The following is a 17,894-nucleotide window of genomic DNA, read 5'->3' as shown; positions in this document are numbered from 1 at the left end:
TATCACGGCGCATGGGCCAGGTGTGCCGGGATCGTCTCAATTCCGATTACTGCCCCTAGTATTCCTGCCACTATTACAGCTAACCAGAATAACACGAAAACCACAATCCAAGCACCAATTGGCGGATCCTTGTTTTCAACTGCCTGAGACCTCAACCTATCAAGTATCACTGTCACGGGGTAACCTAGAATTCCTGCAATACCATACGCAACGTAAAGTCCCAACAACGCCAGTGGTTCCTCTGTCAACCCTAGCCTATAGCCTACAACTCCGTAGTATATTGTGATTAGACCAACGAAGAGGGCAAATATCCCCGTGGTCTGAAGCCTCTTCTCCATGTAAACGGCAATAGAGTAGGAGAGGATTATGATTCCCATTAGGAGGTAAACGTCATAGAAAAGAATATTGTAACTGCCCGGTAAGGTCCAGGTAAACTCTCCCCAAAGAGCCATAACTGTGATGACAACTCCTAGGACGCTGGCTGGAATGATAGAGTCATCAAGGCTTCTCTTTATGGCACTATATCCCTCCTTCCTGAAGCCAAGATAGGCCTGTATTGTTGTATAAGCTATGAGAACCGAGACCAAGGGTAAGGTGAATAACATTAAGGCTAAATCATCTATAAACACCATTTTAATCACCATGTTACCTTTGATTTTCAAGATTTTAAATATGGCATGTTGATTTGTATTTTGTTTATAGTTTCTAACTACGTTATCCGCGATTTATCTTAGTTAATACTTTAACTAAATGGGAAAACTACAATTATGTTCAATTGTGGATTGATGTGGATGCCAAGCAAGACACGCTTACATCGTCAAGACTCTACCCTCATTCCCGTAATCCTAGTGTAGTCCGGGTACCGTCTAATCTCCTCCAGAATCTTGCTCCAGGAACCTTGATCAACTGGCATGACGAAAAGTTCCCTTTCCTCATTGAGGTTGTGATCGAGGACGATCTTCACATATCTCTGAATCCAGTCTTTTCTTCCCTGGGAAATGGAGTTGGTACCATACTTGTCTATGAGTAGGTGATCGTTGCTGAAGGGCTTCGCCTTGTCCCCAAACGAGGGAAAGACGTATTTGTCCTCTATCATGGCGTGCCATTTCACAACGAAGTTATGCGTATCCCTGAGAAGAGATAAACCAAGTTCAGGATCGCGATCTAGTATCTCCATGGCTATGGAGAACCTCAACCTAATCACCGCGTGCTCAAACCTCAGGAGATCCAGGGCGTTATGAACGAACATGATATTATTTCAAGACTCAAGGTAAAGAATCTTGATGTAAACTCCGCACTAAAACTAAAATTTAAGCTAAGGACCGCAGTCGATTTCGTGAAGATAGGATACGTGTCCACCAACTATTCCCTGGACTGTAGGGCTGACGCAACGTTCAGATTGAAGAACTTGACTGAGGAAAAGGTTTTAGATACTGCCTCCTCAAACCTCAACTGTCTCAAGAGGATTCTAGCGTGGAATGTGGAACACGTAATCCTCTTCTTCAGGATAAGCTCGAACACCATCCCCTTCGCGTCTCATCCCAAGAACACGACGAACTGGAGGGATGAGCTGAGAGACTTGCTTAAGGAAATTGGGTCTTACGTGAGAAATAACGGAATAAGGGTCTCCATGCATCCTGGACAATACACAGTAATAAACTCTGAAAGAAGGGAGATTATTGAGGCAAGCATTAGGGAGCTGGAGTACCATGCAAATCTCCTAGACATCATGGGAGTCGAGGGGTATATTCAGATACACGTTGGAGGCAGATCCAGTGGGAAGGAAAGTGGTATCGAGAGGTTCGTGAGGGGCTTCTCCCTTCTTCCAGAAAATGTTGCGAAGAGGCTTGCCGTGGAAAACGATGACAAGATATATACACTCCGGGATTGTCTCTCATTGCACAGGGAACTTGGAGTTCCCGTAGTATTTGACAACCTCCATCACCAGGTTAACGGTAACGGGGAGACCCTATCTGAAGCCTTCTCCCTCGCCAAGGACACGTGGAGAGGAACCCCGATGACTGACTATAGTTCTCAGGAACCTGGCCAGATGCCAGGGGTTCACGCCAATACCCTAGATGAAAACGACTTCAGAGAGTACATTGGGGAAATATCCAGGATTGGAGACGCAGACATCATGTTGGAGATAAGAGACAAAGAGAGAAGCGCGCTTAGGGCAGTTGAGATTCTCAAGGCTGTTAACCTGCTCGGTTAGCTATCAGCATTCAATCACACACAACAGCTTAACCTACTCACGTCAGACCTAAATGCCAGTGCAACTAACCTGAGGGATTCGGCGATTGTTGGAAACACGTGCACTGTGTCTATGAGGTCGTCCACTGTGGCCCCAAACCTTATCGCAAGAGCAGCTTCACCGATCATCTCCGCAACGTTCTCTCCGACAGCATGAACTCCCACGATCCTACCGTTCATGGTCACCATCTTGACGAAACCTAGTCTGGAGTTGATGATCTCAGCCTTTGCCACTGAACTCATGGGGAGAACCCTTGCCTCAACTTCACCTTCCCCAGCTCTAGCTTCAGCCTCCGTGAGACCAACCCTCGCAAGGTTGGGCTGAGTAAAGATGACCTGAGGGACTGCGTTCTCGTCCACTCTTTTGTGCGAACCTGTTAACGCGTTCTCTGTGGCAATTGAACCTTGCCTTCCAGCCAGGGCCTCCAACATTTTACCTCCCAAGACGTCCCCTGCCGCGTATATGTGTGGGTTGTCAGTCCTCAGTTCGTCATCCACCTTAATCCCTCCCCTCTCATTTAGGCGAATACCAGCGTTCTCAAGTCCTAGGTCAACGTTGGGCTTCCTCCCCGTGGCCAGGAGTATCTCGTCAGCCTCAACTTCACCCTTATCTGTTACCACGATCTTTCCTGCCCCTTTCCTGACCTCCTTCACGTTCACACCTGTGACTACGGCCACTCCGTCATTTTCCATGATCCTCCTTGCCTCTACTGAGGCCTCAGGCTCCCAGTCTGGGATCAACATCGGACTCCTCTGAAGGATCGCGACCTCAACCTTCATCCTAGAGTACATCTGTGCGAACTCGAGGGCCAGGACCCTTCCACCTATCACTGCAAGGGAGTCAATTTTCCTATCTGGGGACAGGGCCTCCCTGTTGGTCCAGAACCCAACCTTGTCCAGGCCAGGTATCTGAGGGATTAGGGGAGATGATCCGGTTGCAATCACGAATTTCTCGGCCTCAATTACCTGACCATTCACCTTTACCGCGTGGGGAGAGATGAACCTGGCCTCGCCCTGAATAAGCTCCACGTCGTAATACGAGAGGAGATCTTCGTACTTCGTCTTCCTCATCTCCTGAACTAGAGCATCTTTCTCCTGAAAAGAACTGAAGGGTGGATATACCTCGCTTCCCGTGACCTCCCTAGCTTTCTTGTAGATTTCTGCGACGTGTAACATCCTCTTGGAAGGAACGCAGCCCACGTTAACGCAAGTTCCTCCTATTTCCCCCTTCCCTATTAGAACAGGTTTAACTCCCAACTCGTTGGCCTTAATCATTGCCGCAAATCCGGCCGCCCCATACCCGATTATGGCCAGCTTATGCATTTCCCTTCACTAACAACAATGCTGATCCTTCTCAAAGGCGTCAGCACAGTGGGAGCAACAGAAGTAGTGGACCTGCCCGCCTATTCTCCTGGTGTAAAGGTTTTCAGGAGTGAGGGGTTTACCACAAGTCTCGCACTTTTCACCGGTGGATGCTTCAGGGTTAATTCTAAGATTTAGCTTCATAACCTCAAGTCACCCTCATCTCTAATAAACATTTCTATATCTGAACAGTTGTTCATCTATCATTAAATCCCGAGCATACTAACCCTTCATCTTTAATCGTCGCCTCCTTAATCATCTATGGAAAAGTACTTGTTCCTCTTGTCCTCGGTCTCACTGTACACTATAACCTTACTAGAGGCGATAAGTTCCTGCAATTTCCCGTCTGGAGGAAGAGATTCCTGCCTCATTAGTCTTGCGGTCTTGATTAATCCCATGGGAAGGCTCACGACTATTTCCTTCATGTAATATCCCAGTTTTCCGGCGAAATACTTCTCGGCCCTCCTCAACAATTCCATTTTCCTCTCAGGAACCCTATTGCGCACGAACTTGCTCCTTATCCACTTCCTCACGTAGAAGGTGTAATTACCGTAATATTGAAGGAACTGAACCAGAAGGGGGTTGCTCTTTGTTTTCATAACTGGAAGCAGGATATCATAGTAGTCCCAATTTAGGGTGAACAACCTCTTCTCCTTAAGCGCCTTAACGAAAACCCTAGTCCCAGGTAGTGGGGTGTAAATACTGAACTGAACGCTATCAGCCCCAAGATCGGATAGCCTGTAGGCAAACCTTATGGTCTTCATCATTTTCTTGAAGGTATCGTAAGGTGCACCCAGTATTAGGCCTATCAGGATTACTACCCCATTCTCGTGAAGAACCTCGACTGCCTTCTCTGCCAAAGACGTAACTGTTCCCTTATGAAGTTTCTTCAGGGTCTCATCGTCCCCTGATTCCACCCCTAGGAAAGCTATTCTTAGCCCAGCATCTGAGGCCTTTTTAATTACCTCTGGGTTCCTCGCCGTAATGTCAACCCTCATTTGGGCTATGAAGTTGGTACTTAACCCCATCTCCATCATCTGGTCGAAGAGCTTCATCCTATCCTTTATATTGGGCTGAACGATGAAGATATCGTCCGTGAAGAACACCCAGCTATAACCTAACCTTCTTATCTCCGAGAGTTCCTTGAGTATCCTCTCATTGGACTTGTTTCTCCACGAGTTCCCCCAGGTAGGGGTTACGGAACAGAACTCACAGGCGTAGGGACATCCCCTACTGGTCTCCATACAGGCTACTGTCTCGTTCCTACCAAATACATCAAAAGTGTACTTTTCCCTATCCACTAGGTCGAAGGCCGGCATGGGAAGCTTATCTAAACTTTTTATGAGTGGCCTGGGCGGTGTCCTCTTAATGTTCCCTTCCTTATCCTTGTATACTATTCCCTTCACCTTACCCAAGTCATCGTTGTTCTCGAGCACGTTAACCAACTCCATCATAGTCTCATCGCCCTCCCCCATCACTACAACGTCGAAATTGCTTCTCAGCATCTCCTCAGGGACGAATGTAGCGTGGTGACCTCCAGCCAGGGTAATTACGTCAGGCTTCATCTCCTTTACTCCCTTGGCTATGGACGCAGACACGTTATGGGCAGCGGTGGCGTGGAGTGTTAGCCCAACAATATCTGGGTTAAATCTGACAGTGTCGTTGATTACGTCTGGAATAGACATCTGATCAGCCTCCATGTCAATGATCTTGATCTCATGATTCCCCGTCGCCCTCACATCGCCAGCTAATTGTAGCAAACCTAGGGGAACGGGAAGGAATCCAAAGGACCTAAGATATCCACTCCCAGTTGGATTACTGGGGCGTATGAAAACGACTTTCATATATTGTTTCATGATCTTATAATTAAATACTTTAGTATCCTGTGGAATGAGCACACGAAGTTTTGTGACACAGATATTGGCTCATTCGCGATCAGATCCTCAAAGCTCGTTCTTGTTTGTACGGTAGTGAGATGGCTCGATTCACATCCTATCGTGAACGCTCAGAAAAAAGTAGAGTTTTCTTGATCTTGATCCCTACACCTCATCCAGAATAGAGTCTACGCGAATCTTCTCCTAAGGGACAAGTCTAATCCTGTTTCTAAAGAATTATTATAATTATAAATAGAAGATATAAGTGAAAGTTTTTATACTAAAATGCGATTATTTACATGATACCCTTGATTGAGAACTTTGAGTTCACAGTTAACGTTCCCAGAGAGACGGTGATGTCACGGTTTGCCAATCCCTTCTTTTTCGTGGGGAGTTTGGGACACGTGGCTATCCTTGAGCTATTTGACGAATCATCCCAAAACTTTGTCATGCCGTCTCAGGCCACCTCCCCAAACTTCTCCAGGTTTCACGTAGCTTACCTCTTCGGGGCTGGGAAGGCTTGGATAAAGATCGGGAACGGAGTGAAAACCAGGGAGGGATTTCTAGAGGGACCTATATACTCACCTCTGGGGATTTCCTATAGGGGCGAATTACTGGATCATGAAACGAAGTTTGAGATGGACATCTCCGTGAATAAGATGAACGAGGGAAGCTTAGTCAAGATCATGGTAAATATCACGTCCAGTTCCAATTTCTGGCTCAGGGCCTCAGGTTTCAATTTCTCTGAGTTCATGGAACATATGATAAAGGGGCACGTGGTTCCCATTATGAGCGGATATCCTGTGTCCAAGAGCATGTGCTAGATCGTCTCAACCCCAAACCTAGTACACAGGTTGATCACGTCAGAATCATAACTTAGGACTGGGAGTTTCAGTCTCTTGGCAACAGCGACGAGAAGATGATCATTTATCTCCCTCATGTTGAGGTGAAGGCCTAGAACTGTCTTGAAGTCTCTTCTTGTTACCCTTGCAATCACCGAGTTCCTGAGTATCTCCTCTACCTTCCCCTTCACTATTTCCTGGTCCATCTTAAGTTTCACCGAGGTAACCAGGATAAATTCCACGAGAATGTTTGGGAGGAGCACCACTGCGTCCAACTTGTTCAACCTCTCCCTGGCATCCATGTGAAAGGGCGAGTTCTCGACTAGATCGTAAACAAGGACGTTGGTATCAACTACCGCTATATGCGTCCTCTGCAAGCCTATCTATCTCCTCAGGCGTAAGATTCTCGGCTCCCTCAACTTTCACGGAGATTTTCATCTCAACCTTTTTCCTTCTACCTTCAGCTAACTGTTTCCTCAGCAATTCATTCAACACGTCTGAGATATGCCTGGTATTTCCGTACTCCTTAAGGGAGAGTCTTACGAGCTCCCTGTAAATGTTTTCGTCTAGACGAACCAATGTCTTTCTCATGTCTGAATATCTAGCTATCTAAATATTAAACTATCCTATATTTTCTCTCTCCGAGTTCAACAGATCCTCTAATGCGTGACTTCGAATTAAGCAACTACCTGACATGTCACGGTAATCTGAGTCCTGAACCCTTTTATTCTGACTTGAGTATGTAGCCTAATGGAAGAGAAAGAACGTGTTCTCTCCGACCTCAGGGAGCTTAGGGTGAAGAGCGAGGACCTTTTTAGATACCTTCAGAGCGACGATAAGGACATCAAACATGAGGCGTGGGTGACCGCAGAGAAATTGATAAGGAGCGGAAAGCTTGAGTTACAACCACTCCTATGTTTCCCAGATCATGGAACTAGGTATAGGGTATGGAACTTGATTCCCGATCTCCCCCACGTGAAGAGGGAGGTCATCATATCGGGAATACCCTGTTTCCTGGAATTGCTCCAGGACAAGGACGTGAACGTGAGGAGATTGTCCTGGTATGTGACCTTACCTAAGCTTCTAAGTTACGTGAACCTAGCTGACGTGAAGATGTTGACTGATTACTGCAGGGAAGTTGCCACAGGGGAGTGGAAAGACCTACTGGACGAGACCTGTCGCGAGATACAGGATTGAAGACGGTCATTTTATACAACAATTCCTGTTAAAACATCTATCATCATGTTCATTACAATTGATGGTGAATTTATATACGTGAGTATCGTAATTAATGATGAAAAACATGGTAAGAATTATCGTCTCCATCAAACAGGTCCCAGACGCTGACGATCTTAGGGTTGATCCAGTAACCAACACCCTTGTGAGGGAAGGAGTTCCTGCGGTGGTTAATCCCCCAGATCTTCACGCCATAGAGGAGGCAGTGAGACTCAAGGAAAAGTATGGGGGTAAGGTCACGGTAATCACCATGGGACCACCCCAGGGAGAACAGGCCCTTCGAGACGCCCTTGCCATGGGAGCAGATGATGCCTACCTCATCACTGACAGGGCAATGGCCGGTGCGGATACCTGGGCCACGTCATACACCCTGTTCAAGGCCATACAGAAGCTTGGAGGAGCCGATCTCTACCTCTTTGGAAGAAGGGCAGTAGACGGTGAAACGGAGCAAGTGGGTCCTCAAACTGCGAAGTGGCTTGGAATACCAGTCCTGGGTTACGTTAAGGAGGTGAAGGAACTGGATGAGAGGCATGTGATTGCAGTGAAGGCAACCGAAGTTGAGGAGGTAACAATGGAGGCTCCCATCCCTGCGGTGCTCACAATTATGGACACAGCGAACAAGCCCAGGGAACCTGACATAAACTCCTTAATCAGGGCTAAAACCACCAAGATAGTCAAACTCTCGAAGGATGACATTGGGGCGGAACCAAACAAGATTGGGCTTGCGGGCTCGCCCACAAAGGTGATTAAGGTTCATCCTCCACCCAAGACTAGGAATCCAGAGATAAAGAAGGCGAGTGAGCCAGGAGCCATAGACTGGTTGGTGGAGAAGATAAGGGAGTCCCTCAAGGACGACTCCTCGGGTACGGAACAATACGTGAAACCACAACCCAAGGTAAAGGTACAGGGGGAGGTGTGGGTTTACGTGGATCATGTGGGAGGCAATCCAAACCTGGCATCATTCGAGATCATGGCTGAGGCAAGGAGAATTGCAGATTTAATGTCAACGAAGCTTGGGGCCGTCGTCGTGGGAGAGAACGTAGAGTCCCTGGCGGAGCTCTCCTTTAAACATGGGGCCGATAAGGTGTATCACGCCGTAACCAAGGGTTTCAACTACTACGATAACGACGTCTTCACTCAGGCCCTCTCCCGTCTCATTCAGAAATACAAGCCAGAGGCGGTCATGTTCCCAGGGACCAGGAACGCGAGGGAGCTTGCGTCCACTACAGCGATCACGGTTAACACGGGGTTGATAGCTGATTGCACGAGTTTTGAGGTTGATGATAAGGGAGTCCTGAACTCCACCAGGCCTGACTTTGGAGGAAAGGAGATGTCCACCATAATATGTCCCACCTCGAGACCAGTGATGGTCACGGTTAGACCTGGAGTGTTTAGGCCAATCAGACTGGAGCAGAAGGGGGAGATAGTGAGGGAGGAGATCGAGGACCTCTTCACAAGGTTCAGGGTCCTAGAGAGAAAGGCTCTGGAGAGGAGAAATGTGCTGGCTGAGGCTGAGGTGGTTGTGGGTGTTGGGAGAGGGATCAGGGATCCCTCCAACATAAAGATGATTGAGGAATTGGCGTCGAAACTGGGCGGAGTCGTGGGAGTGACTAAGCCCCTCGCCGACTCTGGCTGGTACCCCAAGGAAAGGCAAGTGGGACAGACAGGTGTAACCATAAGGCCCAAGCTTTACGTCGCTGTGGGAATCTCTGGTGCAGTTCAACACCTAGTGGGCATCTCAGGTGCTAAGAAGGTCATAGCCATAAACAACGATCCCGATGCACAGATCTTCAACAACTCTGATTACGGCCTTGTTGGGGACCTGTTTGAGGTAATACCAGAACTCATCAGGAGGTTGTGAGGATGTACGACGTCATAGTTGTTGGTGCTGGGCCTGCGGGGAGCGCAGCTGCGCTCAAGGCTGCCAGCTTAGGTGCCAAGACCCTGGTGCTGGAGAGGGGATCTGAGCCGGGAGCGAAGAACGTGTCAGGGGCGATGGTCAGGGTCGACGACCTAAAGGTGTTTGATGTCAAGAGCATTCCTGTGGAAAGGGAGGTTAAGAGAGTCAGACTTGTCATGGGTAACAGCGGGGAGGTCCAGCTGGAGATAAGGCCAAAGGAGAGGTTAATAAACGTGGGCAGGCTTAAGCTAGATAAGTGGATGGCCTCCCAAGCCGAGGGTGCGGGGGCACTGGTCCTGACCAAGACTACAGCCCTGAAACTTGGGCCAGAGGGAGTTATCACAGATAGGGGGGAGGTCCAGGGGAAAACCATAATCCTGGCAGAGGGTGCCAACGCACTCGTATCCATGGGGGCAGGCCTAAGGAGAGACCTAACCCCTGAGGAAACCGTTCAGACGGTGAAGGAGGTGTATTCCCTGAACAAGGACGAGGTAAACAAGAGGCTAGGCCTGTCCAGTGATCAGGAGGGGTTATCCGTGAGGTATCTGTTTCAGGATCCTGTACCTGGGGCAGGATTCCTCTACACGTACAAGGACTCGATCGCCTTTGGCATAGGAATTCACATGACCTCCCTCATCTCCCACAAGATTAGACCACAGGACGTCCTTGAGGAGGTTAAGAGAACCCTTGGGATTCAGGAACTGGTGAAGGGTTTCTCGCTTAGGGAGTACTCTGCCAAGATTATCCCAGAGAACGGTTTCCCCGCATGGAAACCCTGCCACGGGAACGTCTTCCTGGCTGGAGACGCCCTGGGTCTAGTCAATCCGATCACCTTTAACGGAATTGGCCCCGCAGTGATTTCAGGTGCCCTTGCGGGAGAGTATGCGGTCAAGGGAGAATGCCAGGGGTATGAGAGGGCTCTCCTAGGAGACAGGATCGTGTCCCAGTCAGTTAAGCTGAGACCTCTGGTAAAGGAGCTCCTTCGAGAGGAGAACATGAGCTCGTATATTTCCATGGCGACCGAGCTATCCTCGTCCTGGGTCTCAGGCGAGCTTTCCCTTGACCCAGTCAAGAGGAACTCGTGGAGACTGTTTAAACATGCATTACTACTCATGGGTGCTCTATAATGAGAGTCGAGGAGAAACTTTACACCCTTAGGTACAAGAGGGACGAAGAACCGCATCTGAGGATAAGGGACCAGGCGCAATGCATCAAGTGTGAACAGGAGTATGGAACTCCGCAACCCTGCATATCTGTCTGCCCTGCCAACGTTTACACGTGGGACGGACATAAGCTTGTGCTATCCTACGAGAACTGCGTAGAGTGCGGTGCGTGCAGAATTGCATGTCCCTTCCACAACATAGCCTGGAGTTACCCAAGGTATGGCCTTGGAATGTCCCTCAGGTACGGGTAAGTCAAAGTTTTTTAAGTAGTAGTTATTATAATATATGATAATGAATGTTGGACAATTAGTTGTAAAAAAGATGGTTTCACTACCCATTGCCTCATCTATTAGGGAAGTTGCTCAGGTCATGAGGGAAAATGACGTTAGCTCGGTTGTCCTCACTAACGAGAGGGGAGAGATCGTGGCCATAGTTACTGAAAGGGATATAACCAGGGCCGTGGCGGACGGACTTGACTACTCAACTCCTGCAGGAAAGATTGGGAAGGGGCCAGTCATATCTGTGGACAGGGACTTGCCCCTGTTTGAGGCCCTCGAGTTAATGGGTGAGAAGAAGATTCGCCATCTCCTAGTGAAGGACAAGGACCAACCCTTGGGGATTGTGTCCTTAAGGGAAATAGCTAACACGATCTCGTTGATGAACTTCGCAGATTCATACTAGTTCTTTTTTTCTTTCTATTTGTTCATCTTTCTACTTGTCCATGTATCCACTATTCTAACCCTGCTCATGAGTACAACACCTATTAACAACACGAGACCAAGGATAGTGAGGAGGACGTCCCTAAATCCTAAAAGGGTGATCCCTATCCCGGAAAGGAACGCGGTCGTAGATCCTATCATGGTTAGGGACGCAAAGAAGAGACCGTTTGCAACGTTCCTCATCTCCGGTGGAATTCCCCTTGTAATCACCACGGTGGACATGGGCATTGTTATTCCATGAGGTATTCCCAGTATCGTCAAGGATATCATGAAGTCAACTAAGGATCTTGAGACTATCATGACCACAACTCCAGTCATAGTAAGCAGAAGTGATAGTAATACTCCCCTACTCACCCTCTCCACCGGGGAAATAGAGAGGATTAACCTAGTCAGGAGAGATGCCAGGAAGAACAGGGAAAATCCTATTTCGATCTCAGGTGGACTAGACCCGAAACTCTCCCTCATGAAGATCCCACCAAAGGTAAGAAGGAAGGAGAAGACCAGTTCATAGCTAGCTATGTTGAGGATCGCCACCGTGAGAGCTGGGTTCCTCACCGTGGTTCTGCCTGAACCTGAAGAGACTGAAGCCCCACGAAGGAGGGGTATAGCCACTAGAGGAGCTAGGGCGAACGCTAGGAAAACGCCTCGGACTCCTAAGAACGGGATTAGTCTCGCCTCGATCAGGGGACCCACAACTAGGCCAATGCTAAGGGACAGGGCATAGATGTTCAGTAGCCTTTCCCTTGTCCTCCTATCCTCGGCCTTACCTGAGATCGTGATAAGGTTAGGCATAATGACGCCGAGAGTGACCCCAGAGATCCCGGTCACAATCCAGACGGAGAGAGAGGAAACCACAGAGAGAAGGGCCAAAGACAGGGAGTAAACCAGGAGAGTCGTGACCAGGACTACTCTGCTGGAATACCTGACTAGGAATGCACTTCCCACGAAGGTAGCAACGGTAAAGATAGCACTTAGGACCCCAACCAACAGGTTTGAGAACCCGAGGTAATACTTGGCCAGGATCGGTAGAGTAGTTGAGATCACATTACTTGAAGCCCTTATTAACATCGTGGAGAGAACTAAGGTTAAGGCCAGAAGTGCTAGTTTCCTGTCCATGGAAGCTTAAGCGAGAACCGAGTAAAAAGGATCATTTACCTTGTCCCCTGGTAGTCTCCACAACTCTCTCCTCATAAATCACTGTCTTACCCCTAAGGGCTGAGGCTACTGCTGCGGCAAAGGAAAGTCCTGAAGCGGTGAAGAATGCTATCCTCAACGCTTGCATGAACGCAGGCGCTATGACGTTCGGGAACCAGGTATTTGCAGTTATCGTGGAAACGACTGAGCTTGGGATTGAGCTTGCAACTGAAGGCGGAAGCTGTGACAGAATAGCAGAAACCGGGTTGTAACCAAGAAACGCCGCAAATATTGCTGCAGTGGGCGGAATCTTGGTCATGTAGGGAATTAACTGAGGAGCTCCCGCAGATGTCAATGCCGTAGATAAGGTTGTTGGTAATACTAGGTAGAGTACCTCGATCACTATTGTGAAGAATACACCAATGCTCAGTGTACTTCCCGTGTTGGTAAGCATTGCCCTTATCCCTGATGCCGATCCCCTGTGTTGTGGAGGGGAGGCATTCATGAGGGATGCCGTATTCGGGGACACGAAAAGTCCATTCCCAATACCCATGAAGAAGATGATTGTGGCAAACTCGAGATAATTGAAGTTGTAAGGCAATGTGGTGAGTCCCAAAAGCCCAACTCCCAGAATCACTAGCCCAAGGGTAGCTAGGGTCCTAGCCCCATATCTGTCGGAGAGCTTTCCGGCAATTGAACCCATTATTCCGAACCCTGCCAATAGAGGAAGTAGATATATCCCTGCCCAGAATGGAGTCACCTCATAACTGTAACCGTGAAGGGGTAACCATATGGCCTGTAACAGGAGGACAAGCATCAACTGGAGACCGCCAAAGGCTAATTGGGCCAAGATCACTGCCAGAGATGCCATTGAGAAAGCCCTAATCTTAAAGAGCTCCAACCTAAACATGGGATCTGGAAACTTGGTCTCCACAAAAAGGAAGACTCCCAACAGGGCTAACCCGCTCACAATCGCCGAGATTACGTATGGATTTGACCACCCGGTCACCTGGTTCCCGTAGGGGAGTATCCCGTACGTTATTCCCACAAGGATTAGGATCAGGGAGACCGCGAACAGGACATTACCTGGAATGTCTATCCTCTGGTTCCTTTCCGGTTTGCTCAGTTGCTTGAGGGACTTCATTGACCAGATTGTCCCTAGGATCCCTATGGGGACGTTAACTAGAAAGACGTCTCTCCAATAGATTGAGGCCAGTATACCCCCTATAATTATCCCAGCTACTCCTCCAAATATTCCTATGACTCCGTTGAGGCCTAGAGCAAATCCCCTCTCCTTTGGAGGGAAAGCCTCTGACAGGATCGCCGCGCTGTTCGCCATTAAGAGTGCTCCCCCAACTGCCTGTATCACCCTGTAAATCACCAGCTGAAGGGCTGCCACATCCCCCTGTCCAGGAGTCAGGTAGAGGAGGATCGATGCCACAGTAAAAATCAGAAACCCAAGGTTGTACATCCTCACCCTGCCAAAAATGTCTGAGATCCTCCCCACGTTCACGACTAGGATCGCTGAGACTATGCTATACCCAAATAGAATCCACAACAAGTACTGAAATGAATTGAAGGGATTCACTCCTATTCCGCGGAATATCGCCGGTAAAGAGATTAACACGATGTTGGCGTTCATGAAACCCATGAAGACGCCGAGGCTAGTGTTTGATAAAGCTATCCATTTGTACTGAACCATACAATTAGAGGGTTAATCTTTATTTATTAAAGTTTCTTCGCATGATCCGAGTCAGGGCTTAAAAAAGGTGATTTTCTCTATATTAAATGTGATAGATCACGCCCTAGATTACTCATGAATATCAAGAGATTTATACCTGTGATTAAATTCCGTTTCAAAAATACTTTTAGGCATAAGTCGCCTCATTCTTATGTATGGAAATAACGAGAAGCATAAAACTGGATCATGAATGGGAAGCGGTAAACACTATTCTATCTGATCCTGAGTTCGTGATTCCTAGAGTCTTTCCACCAGTCAAAAGTATCACGGTTAACGGTTCTTCCTTTAGGGGTAGCGGAAAATATGCAATGAGGGACTTCGAGATATCGGGAACGGTTTTCAAGGGAACAGAGATTAGATACGTCTTCCAAGTCAAGAGTAGTGGATCAGGGACGGGAAGATTAACCTTCGCTCCAAAGGATGATGAGCTGATCCTTAAGTTCGAATATGAGGGAGCGTTTGAACGTCTGTTTTCCCTAACTTCTCGGAACAGGTGGATTGGAGGGTTTCTGGAGAAGTTGAACGAAGAGATTAGACTTGAAAGAATTAGGAGAAAGATATGAGATTCTCGATAAAGGTTCCACATGTCAAGTACACGGAGTTAATGCAATGCTGAGGATTAATGGGCTAATTACTCTACTCAATGCTGAATATGGCGGGGAAGGGGGTCTTGCTTCTGGATTGGATTGCAATTACTAGAAATCCTTCCATCTCACTTCCAGACTCTATCGTTGGCCTCAATCTCCCTCCTGAACTCGCTCAAGGCCTCCTGAAGGCTCATGGGTTTATGTTCAAGCGACATTGCCTTGCTTACGTTGAGGGAGGAGTTCATGGGCCTTTTCGCGAACCACTTCATCTCGTTAAAGTGAGCTGGGTTAATCAGGGCCTCATCGAGCCCAAAGGTCCTTGCGAGGGCTAGGGAGAAGTCATATCTGCTAACCTGGGATCGACCAGCCAGGTGCAACACACCCTTAATCCTCTTGTCCACGGCCTCCCTCAACATCAGGGAAAAGTTCGTGTTGAGGGTCGGAGAAGTAACCTGATCCACGAGGGCGTTAACCCTCTCCCCAGCCTTCAGCCTCTTGAGCAACCAGAGCGCGAAGTTGTCCTTTCCGCTAGCAGGATTACTCCCGTAGGGCGTGCTCGTCCTAACTACTAGGCTATCCACGTCGCTCACCAGCTTTTCTCCCTCGAGTTTCGTTAGACCATAAATGTTCACGGGATTGGTCTCGTCCTCCTCTCGATAATCGCCCCTAGTCCCGTCAAAGACGTAATCCGTTGAAATGTAAACGAGGAAGGCGTTGGTCCTCTTGCTAACCCTTACGATCTCCCCAGTTACGTCAACGTTGAGGAGTCTGGCGAGATCTGGTTCCTTTTCACATTTATCCACATCAGTGAGGGCTGCGGCGTGAATAATGACGTCCGGCGATAGCTCCTCAATGGGCTTCAAGTTTAGGGAGCTAAGGTCAAGGATAAGGAAAGGGGAGGTCTCCGGTTGGCTCCTGTGGTATACCCCCACAACCTCGTGATCCTTGAAGGCCTGCACTATCCTCTTACCAAGGAGACCACCAGCCCCCGTTACCACAACTCTCATGGGTAAACCCGGTCTCCTCAACCTTTATCTTTATGTCTCTCTGAATCTCACCTTCCAATAAACTTATAAGTAAAAAATTGATTAATCTTTTAAAATGTAAAATGAGAATTTCTCTCATAATCTCTGAGGAAAATAAAACACTTGAAAGGGATATTTCCAGGTTAATGGACGTTAACACCTTCTACATGAGATACTATCCAGGTCACGGTGAGACCCCCAAGGAGAGGAGAAGAATGTTCCAGGAGCTCTCCAAGATGAAGGCGGAGATAGAGAAAGCCGACCTTATCCTATACGCGAGATCCTATGGGGTATTCTCAAGTGAAGGATGGAAACTACTTCACTCATTCTTCTCGAAACCCATGATCATCTCCACCGAGGAGATAGCTAAACGCGTGAGGGAAAAGAAGGTTTTCCTCGTGTCACCGTACAATCAGTACAGGCATGACTACGAGGTCAAGTGGCTGAGAGAGTTTAGTAAGGTAGTGGGTTCAGTGGCTCTGGGAAGAACAGGTGGAGACGCAATATCGAGCACTCCTCCTCACCTTGTGGAAAGCGCTGTAAAGATAGGCCACGAAAATCACGAGGCTGAGATAGTTTACGTTGCTTGTACCATTCTGTCCACGCTTCCCTATCTTGACAGGTTAAAGGGAGAAAAACCTGTGATAACTGCGTCCTCTGTATTGATCGAGGGAGTTAAATGGGATGGATAGAGGACAAGATAAGGAGATGCAGATCAAGAGCCTGCGAGGAGGCCCTCCTTTTCGTGTCGGATAACCTGTTCAGAACTAGGAGGAACACACTGGATATCATGGATCAAGTTCCGTCCGGATGGTCAGGCCTCAACAAGCTAGTGAGGGAATACGTCAGGAGGTCCATGATCCTTTACCGTGGTCTAGTGTTTGAGGACGAGATACGTCACGCTGTGATCGAGGGTTATCACAGTGCCCTAAGGGGGAATCTCCACTCTGCTGAGGAGAGCAACAGGTTTATCTTGGAAAGGTTCTGTCTCTCTAGGTTCGTCGAGAGGACGAGTAATATCTACCTGGATCTCATAAAGAGTAGAACCTGGCACAGGCTTGTGGATAGCGGGTTCATAATCACGAGTCTAGGTGAGGCGCTCTCCCGGAGGAAGAGGTTAGGCACGAAAGCTAGTCTGGAGGGAGAGGGGATATTCCTTGCTGGGAAACCGGTGTGCAGGAGACATCTAACCTTTCCAGAGTACTCTAGGGATATCTCCAGGTTTAGGATCAAGGGAAAGGTGAAATGTAAGTGCGGTGCACCCGCCGTGGCCTTAACGCTGGCTATGCCAAAGGTGAGCGCACTGATTGGACTCACGTGTTACCTCTTGGGCCATGACTCTAGGACACTCGAAAGGATTTACAGCAACCTCTCTAGAATAGTTCATCCCTACGGTTTCGTGAAGATGGATAGGGAGAAGGCAATCCTGATCTGGTTTAGGGATTACTTCATGCTATCGACAGAATTCAGTAAAATAATGAAGATTGATATATAATGATTAAAATAATCTAGTTTTCCCTAGTTTTATATCGTAGAAGATGAATATTATAACTATAGATACCAAGGACTTAGGAAGAATTTTTACTTAATCAATACCAAAGATGTACGAATTTTAAGGATTTAATTCGTATAAAAAAAAATTGATCGTAGAGGGAGTACCTTCTCTACCTCTCAAACGTCAGCAATGTCATCCATCATCTTTTGCATGCTTTTCTTAAGTTCCTTGAATTTCCTCAGCTTATCCATGGTCTTCATCCCCTCTCCCGTCAACCTATACTTCCCTTCGGAGAAGGAGATTAGACCGAGGTCCATGAGGTGATTTAAGTATCTAAGAAACGAATCATAGTTGAGACCAGACTTATACATCAAGTTGGTCTTATTGGTTCCAATACCCGAACAGCCCTCTAGCATACTTAAAACAATTTCTTGTCTAGTTCTTCTTATCATCATAACCAGTCAAATTAACAACCTTTAACTTATAAACTAAATGTACGTGTGAGCTCGTAACCTTGACAGAATTGTGATTCGTTTGTCAAATCTTTATATCCTAATACGGAC

At 47.8% G+C, this 17,894-nt stretch carries 21 protein-coding genes; 10 read left to right on the top strand and 11 right to left on the bottom strand.

Annotated elements, in window-relative coordinates; all coding sequences use genetic code 11:
- Positions 1–2 precede the first annotated feature (2 nt).
- Together ACI49J_RS05190 and ACI49J_RS05185 are read right to left on the bottom strand one after the other, a co-directional pair.
- A complete protein-coding gene (locus ACI49J_RS05190) occupies positions 3–632 on the bottom strand; it encodes a DUF981 family protein (RefSeq protein WP_240253270.1) in 630 nt (209 codons plus the stop codon).
- Positions 633–817: 185 nt separating this feature from the next.
- Positions 818–1,249, bottom strand: a complete 432-nt coding sequence (locus ACI49J_RS05185) for a cation-binding protein (RefSeq protein ID WP_240253268.1) — start codon at positions 1,247–1,249, stop codon at positions 818–820.
- Between ACI49J_RS05185 and uvsE the strand changes: the two genes are divergently transcribed.
- Complete coding sequence (gene uvsE, locus ACI49J_RS05180; RefSeq protein ID WP_240253266.1) at positions 1,238–2,215, top strand: UV DNA damage repair endonuclease UvsE; 978 nt, start codon at positions 1,238–1,240, stop codon at positions 2,213–2,215. The two genes, ACI49J_RS05185 and uvsE, sit on opposite strands and share 12 nt — an antisense overlap.
- A gap of 14 nt (positions 2,216–2,229) precedes the next feature.
- Here uvsE and merA read toward each other — a convergent pair whose 3' ends face one another.
- The 3 genes from merA to ACI49J_RS05165 all read right to left on the bottom strand — a co-directional run bounded on the left by merA (position 2,230) and on the right by ACI49J_RS05165 (position 5,459).
- Positions 2,230–3,576 carry a mercury(II) reductase gene (gene merA, locus ACI49J_RS05175; RefSeq protein ID WP_240253264.1) on the bottom strand — a complete coding sequence of 449 codons (1,347 nt, stop codon included), beginning with the start codon at positions 3,574–3,576 and terminating at the stop codon, positions 2,230–2,232.
- Positions 3,577–3,585: 9 nt separating this feature from the next.
- Positions 3,586–3,759, bottom strand: a complete 174-nt coding sequence (locus ACI49J_RS05170) for a TRASH domain-containing protein (RefSeq protein ID WP_240253263.1) — start codon at positions 3,757–3,759, stop codon at positions 3,586–3,588.
- 107 nt (positions 3,760–3,866) lie between these two features.
- Complete coding sequence (locus ACI49J_RS05165) at positions 3,867–5,459, bottom strand: B12-binding domain-containing radical SAM protein (RefSeq protein ID WP_240253262.1); 1,593 nt, start codon at positions 5,457–5,459, stop codon at positions 3,867–3,869.
- Between the two features lie 329 nt (positions 5,460–5,788).
- Here ACI49J_RS05165 and ACI49J_RS05160 point away from each other — a divergent pair, with 329 nt between their 5' ends.
- The gene (locus ACI49J_RS05160; protein WP_240253261.1) at positions 5,789–6,313 is read left to right on the top strand and encodes a hypothetical protein; all 525 of its coding nucleotides are present in this window, start codon (positions 5,789–5,791) and stop codon (positions 6,311–6,313) included.
- On the opposite strand, the gene ACI49J_RS05155 is transcribed toward ACI49J_RS05160, so the two are convergent.
- Both ACI49J_RS05155 and ACI49J_RS05150 read right to left on the bottom strand, forming a co-directional pair.
- Entirely contained in the window at positions 6,310–6,708 is a 399-nt protein-coding gene (locus ACI49J_RS05155; RefSeq protein WP_240253260.1) for a PIN domain-containing protein, read from the bottom strand. The genes ACI49J_RS05160 and ACI49J_RS05155 overlap by 4 nt on opposite strands.
- Positions 6,680–6,922 carry a hypothetical protein gene (locus ACI49J_RS05150; RefSeq protein WP_012021193.1) on the bottom strand — a complete coding sequence of 81 codons (243 nt, stop codon included), beginning with the start codon at positions 6,920–6,922 and terminating at the stop codon, positions 6,680–6,682. Before ACI49J_RS05150 ends, ACI49J_RS05155 begins: the two co-directional genes overlap by 29 nt.
- 159 nt (positions 6,923–7,081) lie before the next feature.
- Between ACI49J_RS05150 and ACI49J_RS05145 the strand changes: the two genes are divergently transcribed.
- From ACI49J_RS05145 to ACI49J_RS05125, 5 genes are all read left to right on the top strand, one after another.
- Complete coding sequence (locus tag ACI49J_RS05145) at positions 7,082–7,528, top strand: hypothetical protein (protein ID WP_240253259.1); 447 nt, start codon at positions 7,082–7,084, stop codon at positions 7,526–7,528.
- Between the two features lie 106 nt (positions 7,529–7,634).
- Positions 7,635–9,428, top strand: coding sequence for an FAD-binding protein (locus ACI49J_RS05140; protein WP_240253258.1), 1,794 nt, complete (start codon positions 7,635–7,637; stop codon positions 9,426–9,428).
- Between the two features lie 2 nt (positions 9,429–9,430).
- A complete protein-coding gene (locus ACI49J_RS05135) occupies positions 9,431–10,594 on the top strand; it encodes an NAD(P)/FAD-dependent oxidoreductase (protein ID WP_240253256.1) in 1,164 nt (387 codons plus the stop codon).
- On the top strand, positions 10,594–10,881 hold the full coding sequence (locus tag ACI49J_RS05130; protein ID WP_240253254.1) for a ferredoxin family protein: 288 nt from the start codon (positions 10,594–10,596) through the stop codon (positions 10,879–10,881). The genes ACI49J_RS05135 and ACI49J_RS05130 overlap by 1 nt, the downstream gene beginning before the upstream one ends.
- Before the next feature lie 40 nt (positions 10,882–10,921).
- The gene (locus ACI49J_RS05125) at positions 10,922–11,311 is read left to right on the top strand and encodes a CBS domain-containing protein (RefSeq protein WP_240253247.1); all 390 of its coding nucleotides are present in this window, start codon (positions 10,922–10,924) and stop codon (positions 11,309–11,311) included.
- Positions 11,312–11,325: 14 nt separating this feature from the next.
- Here the strand turns inward: ACI49J_RS05125 and ACI49J_RS05120 are convergent, their stop codons facing one another.
- Together ACI49J_RS05120 and ACI49J_RS05115 are read right to left on the bottom strand one after the other, a co-directional pair.
- Complete coding sequence (locus tag ACI49J_RS05120) at positions 11,326–12,465, bottom strand: MFS transporter (RefSeq protein ID WP_240253244.1); 1,140 nt, start codon at positions 12,463–12,465, stop codon at positions 11,326–11,328.
- A 31-nt stretch (positions 12,466–12,496) separates the two neighbouring features.
- Positions 12,497–14,185, bottom strand: coding sequence for an MFS transporter (locus tag ACI49J_RS05115; RefSeq protein WP_240253242.1), 1,689 nt, complete (start codon positions 14,183–14,185; stop codon positions 12,497–12,499).
- A gap of 194 nt (positions 14,186–14,379) precedes the next feature.
- Between ACI49J_RS05115 and ACI49J_RS05110 the strand changes: the two genes are divergently transcribed.
- A complete protein-coding gene (locus tag ACI49J_RS05110; protein ID WP_240253239.1) occupies positions 14,380–14,787 on the top strand; it encodes a DUF3211 domain-containing protein in 408 nt (135 codons plus the stop codon).
- 149 nt (positions 14,788–14,936) lie between these two features.
- Here the strand turns inward: ACI49J_RS05110 and ACI49J_RS05105 are convergent, their stop codons facing one another.
- Complete coding sequence (locus tag ACI49J_RS05105) at positions 14,937–15,818, bottom strand: SDR family oxidoreductase (RefSeq protein WP_240253236.1); 882 nt, start codon at positions 15,816–15,818, stop codon at positions 14,937–14,939.
- Positions 15,819–15,919: 101 nt separating this feature from the next.
- Between ACI49J_RS05105 and ACI49J_RS05100 the strand changes: the two genes are divergently transcribed.
- Both ACI49J_RS05100 and ACI49J_RS05095 read left to right on the top strand, forming a co-directional pair.
- Positions 15,920–16,528, top strand: coding sequence for a maleate cis-trans isomerase (locus ACI49J_RS05100; protein WP_240253233.1), 609 nt, complete (start codon positions 15,920–15,922; stop codon positions 16,526–16,528).
- Positions 16,516–17,331, top strand: coding sequence for a hypothetical protein (locus ACI49J_RS05095; RefSeq protein WP_240253231.1), 816 nt, complete (start codon positions 16,516–16,518; stop codon positions 17,329–17,331). The genes ACI49J_RS05100 and ACI49J_RS05095 overlap by 13 nt, the downstream gene beginning before the upstream one ends.
- A 176-nt stretch (positions 17,332–17,507) precedes the next feature.
- Here ACI49J_RS05095 and ACI49J_RS05090 read toward each other — a convergent pair whose 3' ends face one another.
- Positions 17,508–17,747: a winged helix-turn-helix domain-containing protein gene (locus ACI49J_RS05090; RefSeq protein ID WP_240253230.1), complete on the bottom strand. Its 240-nt coding sequence runs from the start codon at positions 17,745–17,747 to the stop codon at positions 17,508–17,510.
- Positions 17,748–17,894 lie beyond the last annotated feature (147 nt).

Origin of the sequence: Metallosphaera sp. D4-4, assembly GCF_046245145.1 — an archaeon.
Classification (GTDB): domain Archaea; phylum Thermoproteota; class Thermoprotei_A; order Sulfolobales; family Sulfolobaceae; genus Metallosphaera; species Metallosphaera sedula.
Note: the sequence above shows the minus strand (reverse complement) of the source record. Positions and strands in the feature narration are given on the sequence as shown.